This is a genomic window from Streptomyces paludis (assembly GCF_003344965.1).
Taxonomy (GTDB): Bacteria; Actinomycetota; Actinomycetes; order Streptomycetales; family Streptomycetaceae; genus Streptomyces; species Streptomyces paludis.
Genome location: NZ_CP031194.1, coordinates 6587918 through 6604911 on the forward strand (window position 1 = coordinate 6587918; position 16994 = coordinate 6604911).

Sequence of the window (16994 nt, forward strand, 5' to 3'; positions counted from 1 at the left end):
TCAGCCTATGTGGTACGAGTCGCCGTACGTCTTCCAGTCGAGCGGCGGATCGAGGTCCAGATTGCCCCGGTCGAGGAAGACCCGCTGCTGGGTGTCGACCCGGCTGGTGTTCCTGTGGGACGGCTCGCGGCGCATCGCGGCCACGCGCGCGTCGAGGAACGCGTCGAGATACGCGCTCTCGTCGCCGCCCCGCTCGGGCGACTTGGCCTCGCGCAGGGCGTTCTCGCGGATCGTACGGAAGCCGATCGAGCCCCGCGCGTCGCCGTAACCGTGCATCACATAGGCGTCGTAGTAGATGAACTGCCCCAGCGCGCCGAGCCCGTCGGCCTTCGCCCGGGAGACCGCCGGGGTGAAGTAGATACGGTCGCGCTCCGCGTCCTGCGCCGCGCGCAGCGCCTTGTCCTCGGCCGCCTTCCGCCACGCGGAGGTGAAGGCGCTGCCGAGCCCCTGGTGGGAGTCGCTGCCCTTGACGGCCCGCAGGGCGGGCAGGAAACGCGCCAGCTCGTTGTCCGGCCGGGCCTTGGTGTAGCGCTCGACGACATGCAGCAGATCGCCGCAGCCGGTGCAGAAGCCGATGATGCCGGCGGTGTAGCCGCGGCCGTCGCCGATGTCCTCGATGTAGCCGTACTGGGCCCGCCAGTCCAGCGACGAGTTCTCCGCGCTGGAGACCAGCCGCATGGCGATGTCCTTCTTCGCGGGATCGTCCAGCCCGGCGGACCCGGCCCCCGAAGCCGAGGACGTGCAGCCCGCGGTGAGGGCGAGCACCGGCGGCAGCAGGAACAGCAGCAGTCGGCGGAGCGCGTGGATCACGTATCGGCCCTTTCCCCGTGGTATGCACCGGCCTGACATGACATTACGCGAGGCGGTGGCGGCCCGGGCCGGCCTGTGGACAGACCCTCGCTTGACAAACGGTGTTGCCGATACGGCAATGGAGGGATGGCGGACAAGAGAACAGGCACGGGCGCGGGAACGAGTGCGGGCGCGGGCAGGGGCGTAGGCGGGGGAACGGGCGCGGCCGATCATCCGGAGCCGGACGACGCCGGCTTCACGACCGTACTGACCGGGGTCGGCCCGCGGCTGCGAGCCATCCGACGGGACCGCGGCACGACCCTGAGCCGGCTCAGCGAGGTGACCGGGATCTCCCTCAGCACGCTCTCGCGGCTGGAGTCCGGACAGCGCAAACCCACGCTGGAACTGCTGCTGCCGCTGGCCAAGGCGTACGGAGTGCAGCTGGACGAGCTGGTGAACGCGCCGCGCACCGGCGACCCCCGGGTCCACTTCCGCCCCTTCACCCGGCACGGCATGACCTTCCTGCCGCTGACCCGCCACCTCGGCGGCGTACAGGCGTACAAACTGATCATCCCCGCCGGGCGGCAGCTCCAGAGCGAGCCGGAGCAGAAGGTGCACGAGGGATACGAGTGGATGTACGTACTCGCCGGCCGGCTGCGGCTGTTCCTCGGCGAGCACGATCTGATCCTCACCCCGGGCGAGGTGGTCGAGTTCGACACCCGTACCCCGCACGCGTGGACCAGTGCCGGACCGGAAGCGGTCGAAGTCCTCAGCCTGTTCGGACCGCAGGGCGAACGGATGCACGCCCGCGCGCGCCCCGCCGGGCAGTGAAGCCGCGCGAGGGGCGTTGTCAGACCCTCATGGCAGTATCCGGGACATGGATCTCACACAGAGTGACCGCCAGTCCCTTGCCCGCGTCCTCGAAGACCTGGACGACCACCCGTGGTCCGAGCTGGAGCACGCGTACGGCGAGGCCGACGATGTGCCGGACCTGCTGCGGGCGGCGGCGGGCGAGGACGAGGAGGAGGCGGAGGAGGCCCTCGGCGAGCTGTACGGCAGCATCCTCCACCAGGGGTCGGTGTACAGCGCGTCGGCGTGCGCCGTGCCGTATCTCGCCGGGCTGGCCGCGGCCGGTGTCCGCACCGCCGAGCTGATCGTCTTCGTCGGCGGCATAGCCGAGGGCGACGGTGTGTACGACGGGACGCCCCCCGGCGACTGCCAGGCGGCGGCCGTGGCACAACTCCCGCTGATTCTGCCGCTGATCGAGTCCGACGACCCGGAGGTACGGCAGGCGGCGGCCTGGGCGGCGGCGTGCACGGGCGCGGCGGGGGCGGTCTTCCCCGCGCTGGCCGGCCGCTGGCCACGGGAGAAGGAGCCGCTCGTACGGGCGGAGCTGCTGGCCGGGCTGGTGCGGCTGGCCGACGCGGACGAGGCCGCGGCGGAGACCGCGCGGACGCTCGCGACGGCGTCGCTCGACGGCGAGGAGCCCGCCGAGCTGCGGATCGCCGCGGCCCTCGGCTGCCTCGACCTCGGCCTCCCGTGGACCGGCGCGCACCACGACACGGTCCTGGCGGTGCTCCCCGCCGACCGGCTGGTCGCCGGCCGGCTCGACATGGAGCGCAGGGAACCGCTCCAGTGCGTCACCGACGCCCTGCTGCGCCGCGATACGCCCGCCGACCGCGAGGCGGCCCTCGCCCTGCTCGACGCCGCGCTGAGGATGACGGACACCGAGACGCGCGCGGAGGCGCTGTGGGCGGCCGAGCAGGCGTGCCTGATCTCGCGGGCCGCCCCGGCGCGGCTCGCGGACGCGGTGATCGCGCTGCTGGCGGACCGGGCCTCGGCGCGGTCGGCGCTGGGTGTCCTCGACAAACTCGGCCCGCTCGCCGGCCCGGCCGTGCCCGAACTGGTCGCGCTCACCTCCCACGAAGGCGTGTTGGCGGATCTCGCCCTCAAGGCCCTGACCGGACTCGCTCCCGCACAGGCCGCGCCGCTGCTCGCCCGGGACTTGGGGGAGCGCCCGCACGCCCTCGGCGCGGCGGCCGGATCTCCCGGCGGCCGGACATCGGCCCCGGCCCCGCCTCCGTTCGACGAAGACCTCCTGGCGGCCGTACGCGCCCGGCTGACCACGCCGGATCTCGACGGCAACGAGCCGATCCACCTCGCGCTCCTGCTCACCCCCTGGGGCGAGCGGGCCGCGGCGGCGGCGCCCGAACTGGCGCCGTATCTCGACAGGTTCGCCCTCTCGGTGGCCCCCGCGCTGGCGGCCCTCAGCCCCGTGTGGGCGGTGGGCCCGCTGACCGGGACCGCCGTCGACGGCCCCGAGGAGGCCCGGCTCCCCGCGGCCCGCGCGCTCTTCGGCCTCACCGGCGCCCCCGGCCCGCTGCTCGCGGCCATCACGGCCGGCCTCGCCTCCGGCGACACCTACCGCGTCCGGCAGGCGGCGGAGGCCACCGAGGCGCTGGGCCGGGCCGGGGGCGAGTCCGCCGCCGTACCGCTGCCGCGTCTGCGGGCTGCTCTGGGCACGGCGGAGGACCGCACCACCCATCCCCGGATGGAGGCCGACCTCGCCATATCCCTGGCACTCCACCGCCTCACCGGCGACCCGGCCGAGGCGCTGCCGGTCATCGCGAGCGTCCTGGAACGCGTCGACGACGAGTGGATCCGCTGGCCGGCCGTCCACGCGGCCCGCGCCGCCGCCCTCCTCGGCCCGGCCGCCGCGTCACTGCGCCCCCTGCTGGCACGCGGCCTCTCCCGCCCCGACCTGGCCCCTGCCATGGCCCTGGCCCTTCTGGCCACGACCCCGCCCGAGGACGGGCACCACCCCGGCCTGGCCGACGCGCTCCTGACCTCGGCCGAGACCGACGCCGACCCCATGGGCGCCCTGGAGGCCCTGACCGCCCTGGGCGCCGACGCCCTCACCCCGGCCGAACTCCACCGCCTCACCGCCCTCGCCACCCGCGACCGCCGCGTCCTGATCACCGCCTCGGAACCCCGCCCGGCCCACGCCGACACCCGCTTCCGCGAGACGGCGCGGGCCCTCCTGCGCACCAGGACCGCCTGAGGCGGCGTTCCGCCGCCGCTCCCGCTCAGCGGGCGTGGGCCGATACCGCCTCGATCACCCGCGCCGCGCCGTCCTCCGCCGCGAGCAGCGCGGCGACCTCGGCAGCCCGCCGCCGGCAGGACGGGTCGGCCAGGACGCGCCGGATCGCGTCGGCGAGCCGTTCGGCGGTCAGTTCGCGGAAGGGGATCGGGGCGGTGGCCGCGCCCAGCTCTGTGAGGCGGCGGGCCCAGAACGGCTGATCGGCCGTGACCGGTACGGGGACCGCGGGCACCCCGGACCGCAGACCGGCGGCGGCCGTGCCGGCCCCCGCGTGGTGCACGACCGCCGCCGTACGCGGGAAGAGCAGCGCGTGCGGCACCTCCCCGATGGTCAGCAGGTCCGCGCCGGAGACCGACAGCTCCGCCCAGCCGGCCTGCACCACGCCCCGTACGCCCGCCAGCCGCAGCGCCTCGGCGGCCAGTTCGCTGATCCGCTCACCGGCGGAGCCGGCCATACTGCCGAAGCCGAGGAACACCGGCGGCGGCCCGGCCCGCAGGAAGTCCTCCAGCTCTACGGGGAGGGTGCGGTCCGCGGGGACGTGGGGCCACCAGTTGCCGACCACGTCCAGCCCGGCACGCCAGTCCGCGGGGCGCGGGACCACGGTCGGGCTGAAGCCGTGCAGGATCCGCCGGCCGGCGGCCTCCTGGCGGCGGCGGGCCGCGCGCGGGCCGAGGGCGGGCAGGTCCAGGCGGGCCCGCAACTGCCGTACCGCGTCGGCGTGCAGCCGGTCCACCACCCGGAGACCGAGCTTCCCGGCGGCCCGGTTCCCCCGGCCGCCGAGCGACCGCCGGGCGCCGACGACCGGTGGGAACGCGCGCGTGGGTGCCACGGGCTGCAGATAGACGCCCAGGCTCGGGATCGCCAGCGCCTCGGCGACATGCAGGCCCAGCGGGTCGGTGGTGGTCGAGAGCAGCAGGAGGTCCGCACCCGGCGCGGCCGCTTCGGCGACCCCGCGCGCGAGCTGCTGGACGAACGCGGCGGCCCGGCCCATCAGGGACCCGCCGCCCCCGGCGGACCGGGTGCGCGGATCGGCGGGCAGCGGGCGGAAGTCCAGGCCGCACCCGGTGACCAGGGCGGCGAACGTCTCGGGCGCGGCGAGCGCCACCTCGTGCCCGGCGTCCCGCAGCCGTACGCCGAGACCGGTGTACGGCGCGACATCGCCGTAGGATCCCGCGGCCATGATCAGGATCCTCATGACGCGTCCCGGAGCCGGGGGCGCGCGGCGTTGGAGTGCGTGGCGTTGGCGTGCGCGGCGGCACGGAGAAACCCGGCCAGCCCCGGGCGCTGCTCGGCCGCCGGTACGACCAGCGCGAAGGCACGGGGGTCCTCGACGTAGTCGTCGGCGATCCGGCGGTGCGTCTCGGGCGAGCAGGGGGTGAACCACCGGCCGATGTGCTGCCGGTGCTCCTCGGCGAGTGCCCGGGACCGCTCGCCGTCGGCGGGTTCTCGCTCGTCGAAGGCCGCGATCAGCCGTCGCCGCCACGCGGCGGACTCGGCCATCAGCTGCCGCCAGTCCTCCTTGGTGTGCGCGGCGGCCCGCGCCATCGACCGTCGCTGGCCCTCCAGATGCCCCCACTTGAGGTCGGTGTCCGTGGCGTAACTGAGGTCGGCCTCGATGTCCCCGAAGACCTCGACCCGCTCCTCCGGGGACAGCCGCACCCCGGCCTGCCGCACCTCGATGGCGCTCTCGGCCATCGTGATCAGCCTCTGTAGCCGGGCGACCTGCTCGGTCAGCTGCCGGGACCGCTCACGCAGCCGGTCCAGCACGCTGTCGCCCGGATCGTCCAGGATGGCCTCGATCTCCTCCAGCGGGAATCCCAGCTCCCGGTAGAACAGGATCCTCCGCAGCCGGGCCAGATCCGCGTCGCCGTACAGCCGGTAGCCCGCCGGGCTGCGCTCGCCGGGCGTCAGCAGCCCGGACCGGTCGTAGAAATGCAGCGTACGCACCGTGACACCCGTGAAGCCGGCGATCTGCCCGACCGAGTAGCTCATCGAAACCACCTCTCGTCACGTCGAGTCTCCGGCCTGACGTGACGTCAGGGTCAAGGGCGGTCAGCCGCGGAGCTGTTCGTACGCCGGGAGGGTCAGGAAGTCGGCGTAGGTGTCGTCCAGGGCCACGGTCAGCAGGAGGTCGTGGGCCTGCTGCCAGCGGCCCGCGGCGAAGGCTTCCTCGCCCAGGGTGGTGCGCAGGGCGGCGAGTTCGGCGGTGGCGAGTTCGCGGGTGAGGGCGGCGGTGGCGCGTACGCGGTGGCCGTCCGGGGCGTCGAACTCGACGCCGGCGTTGATCCACTGCCAGATCTGGGAGCGGGAGATCTCGGCGGTCGCCGCGTCCTCCATCAGGTTGAAGATCGCGACGGCGCCCGTACCGCGCAGCCATGCCTCGATGTAGCGGATGCCGACCTGGACGGCGTTGCGCAGGCCCTCGTAGGTGGGGCGGGCGTCGAGGGAGTCGATGGCGGTGAGGTCGCCGGGGGCCACGGAGACCTCCTCGCGCAGGCGGTCCTTCTGGTGCGGGCGGTCGCCGAGGACCGCGTCGAAGGAGGCCATCGCGACCGGTACGAGGCCGGGGTGGGCGACCCAGGAGCCGTCGAAGCCGTCGGCGGCCTCGCGGTCCTTGTCAGCCTTGACCTTCTCGAAGGCGACCCGGTTGGCCTCGGCGTCGTGCCGGGACGGGATGAAGGCCGCCATGCCGCCGATCGCGTGCGCGCCGCGCTTGTGGCAGGTGCGGACGAGGAGTTCGGTGTAGGCGCGCATGAACGGGGCAGTCATCGTCACCGCGTTGCGGTCCGGCAGGACGAACTTGGGGCCGCCGTCACGGAAGTTCTTCACGATCGAGAAGAGATAGTCCCAGCGGCCCGCGTTCAGCCCGGACGCGTGGTCGCGCAGCTCGTAGAGGATCTCGTCCATCTCGTACGCGGCGGTGATCGTCTCGATCAGCACCGTCGCGCGGACGGTGCCGTGCGGGATGCCCACGTACTCCTGGGCGAAGACGAAGACATCGTTCCAGAGGCGGGCCTCCAGATGCGATTCCGTCTTCGGCAGATAGAAGTACGGGCCCTTGCCCAGCTCGATCAGCTTCTTGGCGTTGTGGAAGAAGTACAGCCCGAAGTCGACCAGCGCGCCCGGCACCTGCTCGCCGTCCAGCTGGAGATGGCGCTCCGCCAGATGCCAGCCGCGCGGGCGCATCACGACGGTCGCCAGCGCGTCCGCGTCCTTGAGCGCGTACGACTTGCCGGAGTCCGGGTCGGTGAAGTCGATACGGCGGTGGTAGGCGTCCCGCAGGCTGAGCTGGCCGCCGATCACGTTCTGCCAGGTGGGGGCGGAGGCGTCCTCGAAGTCGGCCAGCCAGATCCGCGCGCCCGAGTTGAGGGCGTTGACGGTCATCTTGCGGTCGGTGGGGCCGGTGATCTCGACGCGGCGGTCGTTCAGCGCGGCGGGCGCGGGCGCCACGCGCCAGCTGTCGTCGTCCCGTACGGCGGCGGTCTCCGGCAGGAAGTCCAGCGCGCCGGTACGGGCGATCTCGGCGCGGCGCCCGGCGCGGCGGGCCAGCAGCTCGTCACGGCGGGGGGTGAACCGCCGGTGCAGCTCCGCCACGAAGGCGAGCGCGGCCTCGGTGAGTACCTCGTCCTGCCGGGGCAGGGGCTCGGCGTCGACGATGGCCAGCGGGGTGGGCGCCGGTGCGGACATGAGCGGTCACTCCTTCAGGGACACTTCTGACCCGTGGATAGTAGTTTCCTCATGGTGGAAGTTCAATGCTTTGTTGAAGGGGAGGGAGGGGCGAAGGAGGGGCGAGGGAGAGGTCTAGGGAGAGGTCGTGGGGGAGGCCGGGGGAGGGGGCGAGGGCGGCTCCAGGCGCCACAGATCCTCCGCCGTGTCGATGTCGAACGCCTCCGCGACATCCCCGCACTCCACCGCGGTGATCTCCGCCTCCCGCGCCCCCAGATAGTCCCGCGCCCCCCGGTCCCCGGCCGCCGCCGCCGCGATCCCGGCCCAGTGCCCCGCGCCGAACAGCACCGGATGGCCGCGCCGGCCGCCGTACGCCGCCGATACCAGCGAATACGGGCCGCGGTACGCCGCCACGACCCGGGCCACCGCCGCCGCGCCGATCCCCGGCTGGTCGACCAGGAGGACGAGCGCCGCCCCCGCGCCCGTACCGGCCAGCGAGTCCAGCCCCGCGCGGAGCGAGCCGCCCATGCCCTCCGGCCAGCGCGGATTGTCGACCAGGACGCAGCCGGGCAGCGCGGCCCGCTCCCGTACCTCGTCCGCCGCCGCCCCGAGCACCACATGCACCGGGCCGCAGCCCCCCGCCCGCAGCACCCGCGCCGCGTGCTCGACCAGCGGGCGTCCCCGGTACGTCAGAAGCGCCTTCGGGCGTCCGCCCAGCCTGCGGCCACCGCCCGCCGCCAGCAGCAGCCCGGCCACGGGCGGGGAGGGTGAGGGGGACACGGGCGTCGCCGGAGTGCCGTTCATGCGCCCTGCTTACCACCCGCCGTGCCACCCCGCCCCGCCGCCCGGCCTTGCCGCCCGGGCACGCGGAGTGGCGCGTGCCAACCGGAATGGCGTTAACTTGCCCGCGAACCTTGGCGCTTGACCATCGTCCAAGGGGGAATCGCTATATCTGCACGGAGTCGTACCCCGGCACAACGGCGTGTCCGGGGCGAAGGGCGAGGGGGAGACCTGTGTTGCGGAGCGTGGGGCAGACGTCGGTGACCGAACAGGGCATGGACCCGAGAACCGTGGAACTGGGCACCGCCGTGTCCCGGCTCCGGCGTGAACTGGCCGGGTATCAGAACGAGTTCAGGGACCGGGCGATCGCCGAGGACGAACTCGCGGCGCTCGCCGCGATGGTGGCGGCCGGTGCGCCGGAGACCGCCAGGATGCGCCGCTCGCTGCTGCTGATCGTGGGCTCGATCGGCTCCGTCAGCGCGCTCGCTCAGCCGCTGATGAACGTACGGAACGCGGTCGACCTCTTCGGGGAGCACCAGCCGCCGTCCCGGTAGCCGCGCCGGCGGAATCGCGGGTCCGGGCCTCAGGCCGTCGTGTTCGCCAGCGCCGCCGACAGCTCCCGCGCCACCTCCTGGAGCACGGGCACGATCCGCTCTGTCGCCTCCTCCGTCACCCGCCCCGCCGGGCCCGAGATGGAGATCGCCGCGGCCGTGGGGGAGTCGGGGACCGGGACCGCCAGACAGCGGACACCGATCTCCTGCTCGTTGTCGTCGATCGCGTATCCCGACCCGCGCACCAGCTCCAGCGCCGCCAGAAAGCCGTCGGGCGTCGTGATCGTCTTCTCGGTGGCGGCCGGCATGCCTGTCCGGGCGAGCAGCGCGCGCACCTCCTCCGGCGGCGTATGGGCGAGCAGCGCCTTGCCCACCCCCGTCGAGTGCGGCAGCACCCGCCGGCCGACCTCGGTGAACATCCGCATCGAGTGCTTGGACGGGACCTGCGCGACATAGACGACCTCGTCGCCGTCGAGCAGCGCCATGTTCGCCGTCTCGCCGGTCTCCTCGACCAGCCGCGCCAGATACGGCTTCGCCCAGGTGCCCAGCAGCCGCGACGCCGACTCGCCGAGCCGGATCAGCCGCGGCCCGAGCGCGTACCGCCGGTTGGCCTGCTGGCGTACGTACCCGCAGACGACCAGGGTGCGCATCAGCCGGTGGATGGTGGGCAGCGGCAGTCCGCTGCTGGCCGACAGCTCGCTCAGCCCGACCTCGCCGCCCGCGTCCGCCATCCGTTCCAGCAGGTCGAAGGCGCGCTCCAGGGACTGGACGCCGCCGCCCGGGGCGGATCTGGCGGAGTCGGTGGCGCTGGCGCTGTACGACGGCACGGCAACGGTCCTTTCGGCTGGGCGGCGCGGCGGCGCGGCGGGCGGAGCAGGGCGGGGCGGGACAGGGCGGGACAGGGGCGGTGACCGGCCGTCGCGTAGCCTACCGGCCGCGCGTGTCGGCCCCGGGTGCCCTTGACGGGGTCGCGGACCTGAGTGAAGACTCCTCGAACAGCCCGTTCAACAGTTCGTTGAAGTTCGTTGAAGCGGTGGAAGTCCATGGAAGTCGACCGGGGCCGCACCGTGGGCCCGGAAGGGGCACGCGTGTCCGATGTGAGCCTGATCCTGCGTTCGACGCGCGTCCTCACCCCCGACGGCACGCGCCCCGCCGCCATCGCCGTCTCCGGCGGTACGGTCGCGGCCGTCCTGCCGTACGAGGCCGATGTGCCGCCCGGTGCCCGGCTGGAGGACGTCGGGGACGACGCCGTACTGCCCGGTCTCGTCGACACCCACGTCCACGTCAACGACCCCGGCCGGACCGAGTGGGAGGGCTTCTGGACCGCCACCCGCGCCGCCGCGGCCGGCGGGATCACCACGCTGCTCGACATGCCGCTCAACTCGCTGCCGCCCACCACGACCGTCGCCCACCTCGACGTCAAGCGGCGGGTCGCGCGCGGTCAGGTCCATGTCGACGTCGGCTTCTGGGGCGGCGCCGTCCCGGACAACGTCAAGGACCTGCGCCCGCTGTACGACGCCGGGGTCTTCGGCTTCAAATGCTTCCTCTCCCCGTCCGGCGTCGAGGAGTTCCCCGAGCTGGACCAGGAGCGGCTGGGCCGCTCGCTCGCCGAGATCGTCGGCTTCGGCGGACTGCTGATCGTGCACGCCGAGGACCCGGACACCCTCGGCGCCGCGCCACAGCGGGGCGGGACCGCCTACGCCGACTTCCTCGCGTCCCGGCCGCGCGGCGCCGAGAACGCGGCGATCGCCGCCCTCGTCGCGCAGGCGAAACGGCTGGACGCGCGCGTACACGTGCTGCATCTGTCGTCGTCCGACGCCCTGCCGCTGATCGCCGGGGCACGGCGCGAGGGCGTCCGGATCACCGCCGAGTCCTGTCCGCACTTCCTCACCCTCACCGCCGAGGAAGTCCCTGACGGCGCGACGGAGTTCAAGTGCTGCCCGCCGATCCGCGAGGCCGCCAACCAGGACGCGCTGTGGCAGGGCCTCGCCGACGGCACGATCGACTGTGTGGTCTCCGACCACTCGCCCTGCACCACCGATCTCAAGACGCCCGACTTCGCCACCGCCTGGGGCGGTATCTCCTCCCTCCAGCTGGGCCTGCCGGCCGTCTGGACCGAGGCGCGCCGGCGCGGCCTGCCGCTGGAGGACGTCGTCCGCTGGATGTCGGCGGGCCCCGCCGCGCTCGCGGGACTGACCCGCAAGGGCGCCATCGAGGCCGGCCGCGACGCGGACTTCGCGGTGCTCGCGCCCGAGGCGTCCTTCACCGTGGACCCGGCGGCGCTCCAGCACCGCAACCGGGTGACGGCCTACGCGGGCCGGGAGCTGTACGGAGTCGTACGGTCGACCTGGCTGCGCGGTGTCCCGGTCGTCCGGGACGGGGTCTTCGCCCCGCCGGCCGGCCGTCTGCTCGAAAGGAACCACCGACCGTGAAGGACGATCCGACCGTGCCCGACGCCCCCCACGCCGCTCACTCCGTTTACGACGGGCTCCCGGCTGCCCTCTTCACCGGCGACGCCCGCCCCTACGCCGGAGGCGACCCGTACGCCGACTACCGCATCGGCGACTTCCCCTTCGCGCACCTCACCGACCTCGCCGACCGCCGTCTCGGCGCCGGGGTGACGGCCGCCAACGACGAGTTCTTCGCCGAGCGGGAGAATCTGCTCAACCCGGAGCCCGCCGCCTTCGAACCGGAGCGGTTCGGCCACAAGGGCAAGATCATGGACGGCTGGGAGACCCGCCGCCGACGCGGCGCCGACGCCGCGCGGCCCCACCCCACCGCCGACGACCACGACTGGGCGCTCGTCCGGCTCGGCGCGCCCGGGGTCATCCGGGGCATCGTCGTCGACACCGCGCACTTCCGCGGTAACTACCCGCGGGCCGTCTCCGTCGAGGCCACCTCCCTGCCCGGCACTCCGTCCCCGGCGGACCTCCTCGCCGACGGGGTGAAGTGGACGGTGCTCGTCCCCCGTACGGCCATCGGCGGCCACGCCGCCAACGGCTTCGCGGTCGACGCCGAGCGCCGCTTCACGCATCTGCGGGTCAACCAGCACCCGGACGGCGGGATCGCTCGGCTGCGGGTGTACGGGGAGGTGGCGCCCGACCCGGCGTGGCTCGCCGCGCTCGGTACGTTCGACCTCGTCGCCCTGGAGAACGGCGGCCGGGTCGAGGACGCCTCCGACCGCTTCTACTCGCCCGCCGCCAACACCATCCGGCCGGGCCGCTCCGGCCGGATGGACGACGGCTGGGAGACCCGCCGCCGCCGCGACCTGGGCCACGACTGGATCCGCTACCGGCTGGCGGAGACGTCCGAGATCCGCGCGGTCGAGATCGACACCGCGTATCTGAAGGGCAACGCGGCGGGCTGGGCCACCCTGCTGGTACGGGCCGACGACGGATCCTGGACCGAGATCCTGCCCAGGACGGCCCTCCAGCCCGACACCAACCACCGTTTCGTCCTGCCGGCCGCCGTCGTCGCGTCGGAGGTACGGATCGACATCTTCCCCGACGGCGGGATCTCGCGGCTGCGGCTCTTCGGCTCCCTCACCGACCGGGGCGCGGAGCGGCTGGCGGCCCGCCACCACGAGCTGGGCGGCTGAGAACGGGGGTCTCCGGTTGCCCGCCGGAGACCGACCTCGGGACCTCTCCGGGGACCGAAGTCGGCGATGCCGCGACTTTGGTAGCGGCCCGGAGGACGGAGCCCCCGCACCGCCTCCCACCTGCGTAACTTGGTCGATATGACACGCACGGAATACCCCTGGCTGCTCCCCTCGGAGATGATCGGCCCCCGGGGCCCGGAGCTGCCCGGCGACCGCGGCAGGGCCCGGCCCCGCCGTACCGTGCGCGACTGGACGACCGACAGCCTGATGTTCCTGTTCGCCGTCATGATCGTGCTCGTCACCGTCGAGTCCGGCCAGCGCGCGGGCAACACGGACGCCGTCGTGTTCTTCGATGTCGTCGTGGGCCTGCTCGCCTGCTGCGCGCTGTGGGCGCGGCGCCGCTGGCCGATGGGGGTCGCGGTCGGGCTGGCGCTGCTGAACGCGGTGGCGCCGGCCACGGGCGGAGCGGGGCTGGTGGCCCTCTTCGGGCTGGCCGTCCACCGGGCCTACCGGCCGGTCGCCGCCGTGGCCGCGCTGATGACGGGGTGCGGGGTGGTGGTGGCCTTCTTCCGGCCCGATCCCTCCGAGTCGCTGATCACCGCCCTGGTCGCGACCGTGGTCCTGATCCTTCTCGCGACCGGCTGGGGCATGCTCGTACGGGCCCGGCGCCAGCTCGTCGTCGCGCTGCGCGAACGGGCGCTGCGGGCCGAGGCCGAGGCCGGGCTCCGCGCCGAACAGGCGCAGCGCCTGGCCCGCGAGGCCATCGCCCGCGAGATGCACGACGTACTCGCGCACCGGCTGACACTGCTCAGCGTGCACGCCGGCGCCCTCGAATTCCGGCCGGACGCACCGGCCCCCGAGGTCGCCCGCGCGGCCGGGGTCATCCGGGACAGCGCGCACGAGGCGCTCCAGGACCTGCGCATGATCATCGGGGTGCTGCGCGCGCCGGACGGCGACGAGGGCGACCGGCCGCAGCCCACGCTGGCCACCCTGGACGCGCTGGTCGACGAGGTCCGGCAGGCCGGGATGGACGTCACGCTCGACAGCCGGATCGCCGACCCGGCCGCCGTGACCGCCGCCACCGGCCGTACCGCCTACCGCGTCGCCCAGGAGGGCCTGACCAACGCCCGCAAGCACGCGCCCGGCGCCCGCGCGGCCGTCGAGGTGAGCGGCGGTCCCGGCGACGGCCTCACCATCGAGGTCCGCAACGCCGCGCCCCCGGGCGTGGTCACCGAGGTGCCCGGATCCGGGCAGGGGCTCATCGGGCTCACCGAACGGGCGGCGCTGGCCGGCGGCCGGTTCGAGCACGGGCCGACGGGGGACGGCGGATTCGCCGTACGGGCCTGGCTACCGTGGACCCCATGACCTCCAGGACCATCCGACTGATCATCGTCGACGACGACGCGCTCGTCCGCGCCGGGCTCACCTTCATGCTCGGCGGCGCCGGGGACATCGAGATCGTGGGGGAGGCGGCCGACGGATCCGAGGTGCCGGCGCTGGTCGAGCGGGTCGCGCCCGATGTGGTGCTCATGGACATCCGGATGCCCGCCGTGGACGGGCTGACCGCGACGGAGGCGCTGCGGGCCCGTCCCGGCGCCCCCGAGGTCCTCGTACTGACCACCTTCCACGCCGACGAGCAGGTGCTGCGGGCGCTGCGCGCCGGGGCGGCCGGGTTCGTCCTCAAGGACACCCCGCCCGCCGAGATCGTCGCGGCCGTACGGCGGGTGGCGGCCGGCGATCCGGTGCTCTCGCCCGCGGTGACGCGCCAGCTGATCGGCCATGTGGCGGGGGCGGAGCCCGCGCCGGCGCGGCGCGGGGACGCCGCCGCGGAGCGGCTCGCCGCGCTCGCCGAGCGGGAACGGGAGGTCGCGCACGCGGTCGGCGAGGGCAGCTCGAACGCGGAGATCGCCGCGCGCCTCTACATGAGCGTCCCCACGGTCAAGGCGCATGTCTCCCGGATCCTCGCCAAACTCGGCCTCAACAACCGGGTCCAGATCGCCTTGTTGGTGCATGACGCGAATCAGAGGCCGGGCGAATAGGCGGGGCCGCCGCCCCGCCTATTCGCCCGGCCTCTCCGTCGGAAGGGCCGGGCCGGGACGTAGGCTGAGCCGATGACGGCTATCGAACTGGCGGACTACGGACCGGACTTCACCATCAATCCGTACCCCTACTACGCGAAGCTGCGCGAAGCGGGACCCGTCCACGAGGTGCTCGCCCCGAACGGCTGGCGGTTCTGGCTGGTCGTCGGATACGACACGGCGCGCGAGGCGCTCGCCGATCCGCGGCTCTCCAAGAGCGCGGCGAACGTCGGCCTCGACGCGCCCTTCGACAGCGTGGTGGGCCCGCACGTCCTGAGGCTCGACCCGCCCGACCACACCCGGCTGCGCAAGCTCGTCGCCCCCGAGTTCACCGGGCGCCGCGCCGAGCGGCTGCTCCCCGCCGTCCAGCGGATCACCGACGGACTCCTCGACGCGATGATCCCGGCCGGCCGCGGCGATCTGGTCGACGCGCTCGCCTTCCCGCTGCCGATCACCGTCATCTCCGAGCTGCTCGGCGTCCCGCACGCCGACCGCGACACCTTCCGCGCCTGGACCAACGAGATCGTCGCCCCGACCACCCCCACCGGCGCCCGCGACCGCTCCGTCGAACTCTGCGCCTATCTCGACGCGCTCATCGAGGACAAACGCGCCGCGGGCCCCGCCGACGACCTGCTCTCCACGCTGCTGCGGGCCCGCGCGGAGGACGGCGACCGGCTGTCGGCGGCCGAACTGCGCGCCTGGGCCTACATCCTGCTGATCGCCGGACACGAGACCACCGTCAACCTCATCGCCAACGCGGTCCGGACCCTGCTCGGCCACCCGGACCAACTGGCCGCGCTGCGCGCCGACCTCGGGCTGATCGACGCCGCCGTCGAGGAGGTGCTGCGCTACGACGGGCCGGTCGAGAGCAGCACCGTACGGTACACCCGCGAGGCGGTCACCTACGGCGGCACGGAGATACCCGCCCGGGAGACCGTCCTCGTCAGCATCGCCTCGGCCAACCGCGACCCGTCCCGCTTCACCGACGCGGACACCTTCGACATCCGCCGCTCCGGAGCCCCGGTCCGCGGCCCCGGCCATCTCGCCTTCGGCCACGGCATCCACTTCTGCGTGGGCGCCCCGCTGGCCCGGCTGGAGGCCCGGGTCGCCCTCCGTACGCTGCTGGAGCGCTGCCCCGGCCTGGCCGCCGACCCGGACGCGGGCCCCTACGAGTGGCTGCCGGGCCTGCTGATCAGAGGGGTGCGCGGGCTCCCCGTACGGTGGTAGCGGAGCCCGGCGCCCGGTCCGGCGAAGCCCGCCGTACGGTCGTGGTGATGCCGGAGACGCCCGCCGTCCGGTCGTGGTTACGCCAGAGACGCCCGCCCGTACGGTCGTGGCGAAGCCCGCCGCCCCGCCTGCCGCCCGCCCCGCCGATTATTTGTCCGGACAATCTAACCTCCCGACTTCCCGTCAACATGGCATGCGGTCTACCCTCGGCACGTGTCCTCTCAGCAGCCGGAAAGCGCCCCACGGCCGGACAGCGCCCCGCCGACCCCGCCCCCGACCCCTCTCACGCCCCCGCAGCTCCAGCTCGGCGTCGACCGCACCAGCCCGGTCCCGCTCTACTTCCAGCTCGCCCAGCAGCTGGAAGCGGCCATCGAACGCGGCCGACTCGCCCCGGGCAGCCTGCTCGGCAACGAGATCGAACTCGCGGGCCGGCTCGGCCTGTCCCGCCCCACCGTCCGCCAGGCCATCCAGTCGCTCGTCGACAAGGGGCTGCTGGTGCGCCGGCGCGGCGTCGGCACCCAGGTCGTCCACAGCCAGGTCAAGCGCCCGCTGGAGCTGAGCAGCCTCTACGACGACCTGGAGGCGGCCGGCCAGCGCCCCGCCACCCGGGTCCTGCGCAACACCGTCGAACAGGCCACCGCCGAGGTCGCCGCCGCGCTCGGCGTCCCCCAGGGCGCCGAGGTGCTTCTCGTCGAACGCCTCCGGTACGCGCACGACGAGCCCATGGCCTTCCTCCGCAACCGGCTGCCCGTCGGCCTCTTCGACTGCGACACCGAGCGCCTGGAGAGCACCGGCCTCTACCGGATGATGCGGTCCGCCGGCATCACCCTGCACAGCGCCCGCCAGAAGGTCGGCGCGCGCGCCGCGACCGCCGAGGAGGCCGAGCGGCTCACCGAGCACCCCGGCGCCCCGCTGCTCACCATGGAGCGCACGACCTTCGACGACACCGGCCGGGCCGTGGAGTTCGGCTCCCACATCTACCGCGCCTCGCGGTACGCCTTCGAGTTCCAGCTCCTGGTCCGCCCCTAGAGAGCCTTCTCCAGCGCCCTCCCCTCCGGGCCCGCCCTCGCGCTCCGCCGACCTGCCCGTACCCGATGAATCGGTCATGACCGTCCATGACCGATACTTGGGCGCCGGGCCGGGTCCGCACGAGCGTCTGTCTGCCATGTCTGCACGACTCTCCGTAACGCCGCCGGCCGCACCAG

At 74.0% G+C, this 16994-nt stretch carries 15 protein-coding genes; 9 read left to right on the forward strand and 6 right to left on the reverse strand.

Translation table 11 applies throughout. The features are described 5' to 3' along the window. Positions 1-849 (reverse strand): chitosanase, encoded by an 849-nt coding sequence (locus DVK44_RS29140; RefSeq protein WP_114663617.1) that lies wholly within the window; start codon positions 847-849, stop codon positions 1-3. 87 nt (positions 850-936) lie between these two features. Between DVK44_RS29140 and DVK44_RS29145 the strand changes: the two genes are divergently transcribed. Beyond that, entirely contained in the window at positions 937-1620 is a 684-nt protein-coding gene (locus DVK44_RS29145) for a helix-turn-helix domain-containing protein (protein WP_114663618.1), read from the forward strand. 46 nt (positions 1621-1666) lie between these two features. Next, entirely contained in the window at positions 1667-3850 is a 2184-nt protein-coding gene (locus DVK44_RS29150) for a hypothetical protein (protein ID WP_114663619.1), read from the forward strand. A gap of 25 nt (positions 3851-3875) precedes the next feature. Here DVK44_RS29150 and DVK44_RS29155 read toward each other — a convergent pair whose 3' ends face one another. From DVK44_RS29155 to DVK44_RS29170, 4 genes are all read right to left on the reverse strand, one after another. After that, on the reverse strand, positions 3876-5084 hold the full coding sequence (locus DVK44_RS29155; RefSeq protein ID WP_114663620.1) for a glycosyltransferase: 1209 nt from the start codon (positions 5082-5084) through the stop codon (positions 3876-3878). Then, positions 5081-5881 carry a MerR family transcriptional regulator gene (locus DVK44_RS29160; RefSeq protein ID WP_114663621.1) on the reverse strand — a complete coding sequence of 267 codons (801 nt, stop codon included), beginning with the start codon at positions 5879-5881 and terminating at the stop codon, positions 5081-5083. Before DVK44_RS29160 ends, DVK44_RS29155 begins: the two co-directional genes overlap by 4 nt. A 60-nt stretch (positions 5882-5941) precedes the next feature. Beyond that, the gene (aceB, locus tag DVK44_RS29165; protein WP_114663622.1) at positions 5942-7576 is read right to left on the reverse strand and encodes a malate synthase A; all 1635 of its coding nucleotides are present in this window, start codon (positions 7574-7576) and stop codon (positions 5942-5944) included. A 114-nt stretch (positions 7577-7690) separates the two neighbouring features. After that, positions 7691-8359: a nucleotidyltransferase family protein gene (locus tag DVK44_RS29170; RefSeq protein ID WP_114663623.1), complete on the reverse strand. Its 669-nt coding sequence runs from the start codon at positions 8357-8359 to the stop codon at positions 7691-7693. A gap of 209 nt (positions 8360-8568) precedes the next feature. On the opposite strand from DVK44_RS29170, the gene DVK44_RS29175 reads away from it, so the two are divergent. Further along, positions 8569-8889 carry a DUF5955 family protein gene (locus tag DVK44_RS29175; RefSeq protein WP_114663624.1) on the forward strand — a complete coding sequence of 107 codons (321 nt, stop codon included), beginning with the start codon at positions 8569-8571 and terminating at the stop codon, positions 8887-8889. A 29-nt stretch (positions 8890-8918) separates the two neighbouring features. Here the strand turns inward: DVK44_RS29175 and DVK44_RS29180 are convergent, their stop codons facing one another. Then, positions 8919-9713, reverse strand: coding sequence for an IclR family transcriptional regulator (locus tag DVK44_RS29180; protein ID WP_114663625.1), 795 nt, complete (start codon positions 9711-9713; stop codon positions 8919-8921). A gap of 216 nt (positions 9714-9929) precedes the next feature. Here DVK44_RS29180 and allB point away from each other — a divergent pair, with 216 nt between their 5' ends. From allB to DVK44_RS29210, 6 genes are all read left to right on the forward strand, one after another. Beyond that, the gene (allB, locus tag DVK44_RS29185; protein WP_114663626.1) at positions 9930-11318 is read left to right on the forward strand and encodes an allantoinase AllB; all 1389 of its coding nucleotides are present in this window, start codon (positions 9930-9932) and stop codon (positions 11316-11318) included. A 14-nt stretch (positions 11319-11332) separates the two neighbouring features. Beyond that, a complete protein-coding gene (alc, locus tag DVK44_RS29190; RefSeq protein WP_114665513.1) occupies positions 11333-12484 on the forward strand; it encodes an allantoicase in 1152 nt (383 codons plus the stop codon). Between the two features lie 138 nt (positions 12485-12622). Next, positions 12623-13849, forward strand: coding sequence for a sensor histidine kinase (locus DVK44_RS29195; RefSeq protein ID WP_114665514.1), 1227 nt, complete (start codon positions 12623-12625; stop codon positions 13847-13849). Then, a complete protein-coding gene (locus DVK44_RS29200; protein ID WP_114663627.1) occupies positions 13846-14523 on the forward strand; it encodes a response regulator transcription factor in 678 nt (225 codons plus the stop codon). Before DVK44_RS29195 ends, DVK44_RS29200 begins: the two co-directional genes overlap by 4 nt. A 72-nt stretch (positions 14524-14595) precedes the next feature. Beyond that, on the forward strand, positions 14596-15789 hold the full coding sequence (locus tag DVK44_RS29205) for a cytochrome P450 family protein (RefSeq protein WP_114663628.1): 1194 nt from the start codon (positions 14596-14598) through the stop codon (positions 15787-15789). Between the two features lie 213 nt (positions 15790-16002). After that, positions 16003-16818 (forward strand): GntR family transcriptional regulator, encoded by an 816-nt coding sequence (locus DVK44_RS29210; RefSeq protein WP_114663629.1) that lies wholly within the window; start codon positions 16003-16005, stop codon positions 16816-16818. The last annotated feature ends 176 nt before the right edge of the window (positions 16819-16994 follow it).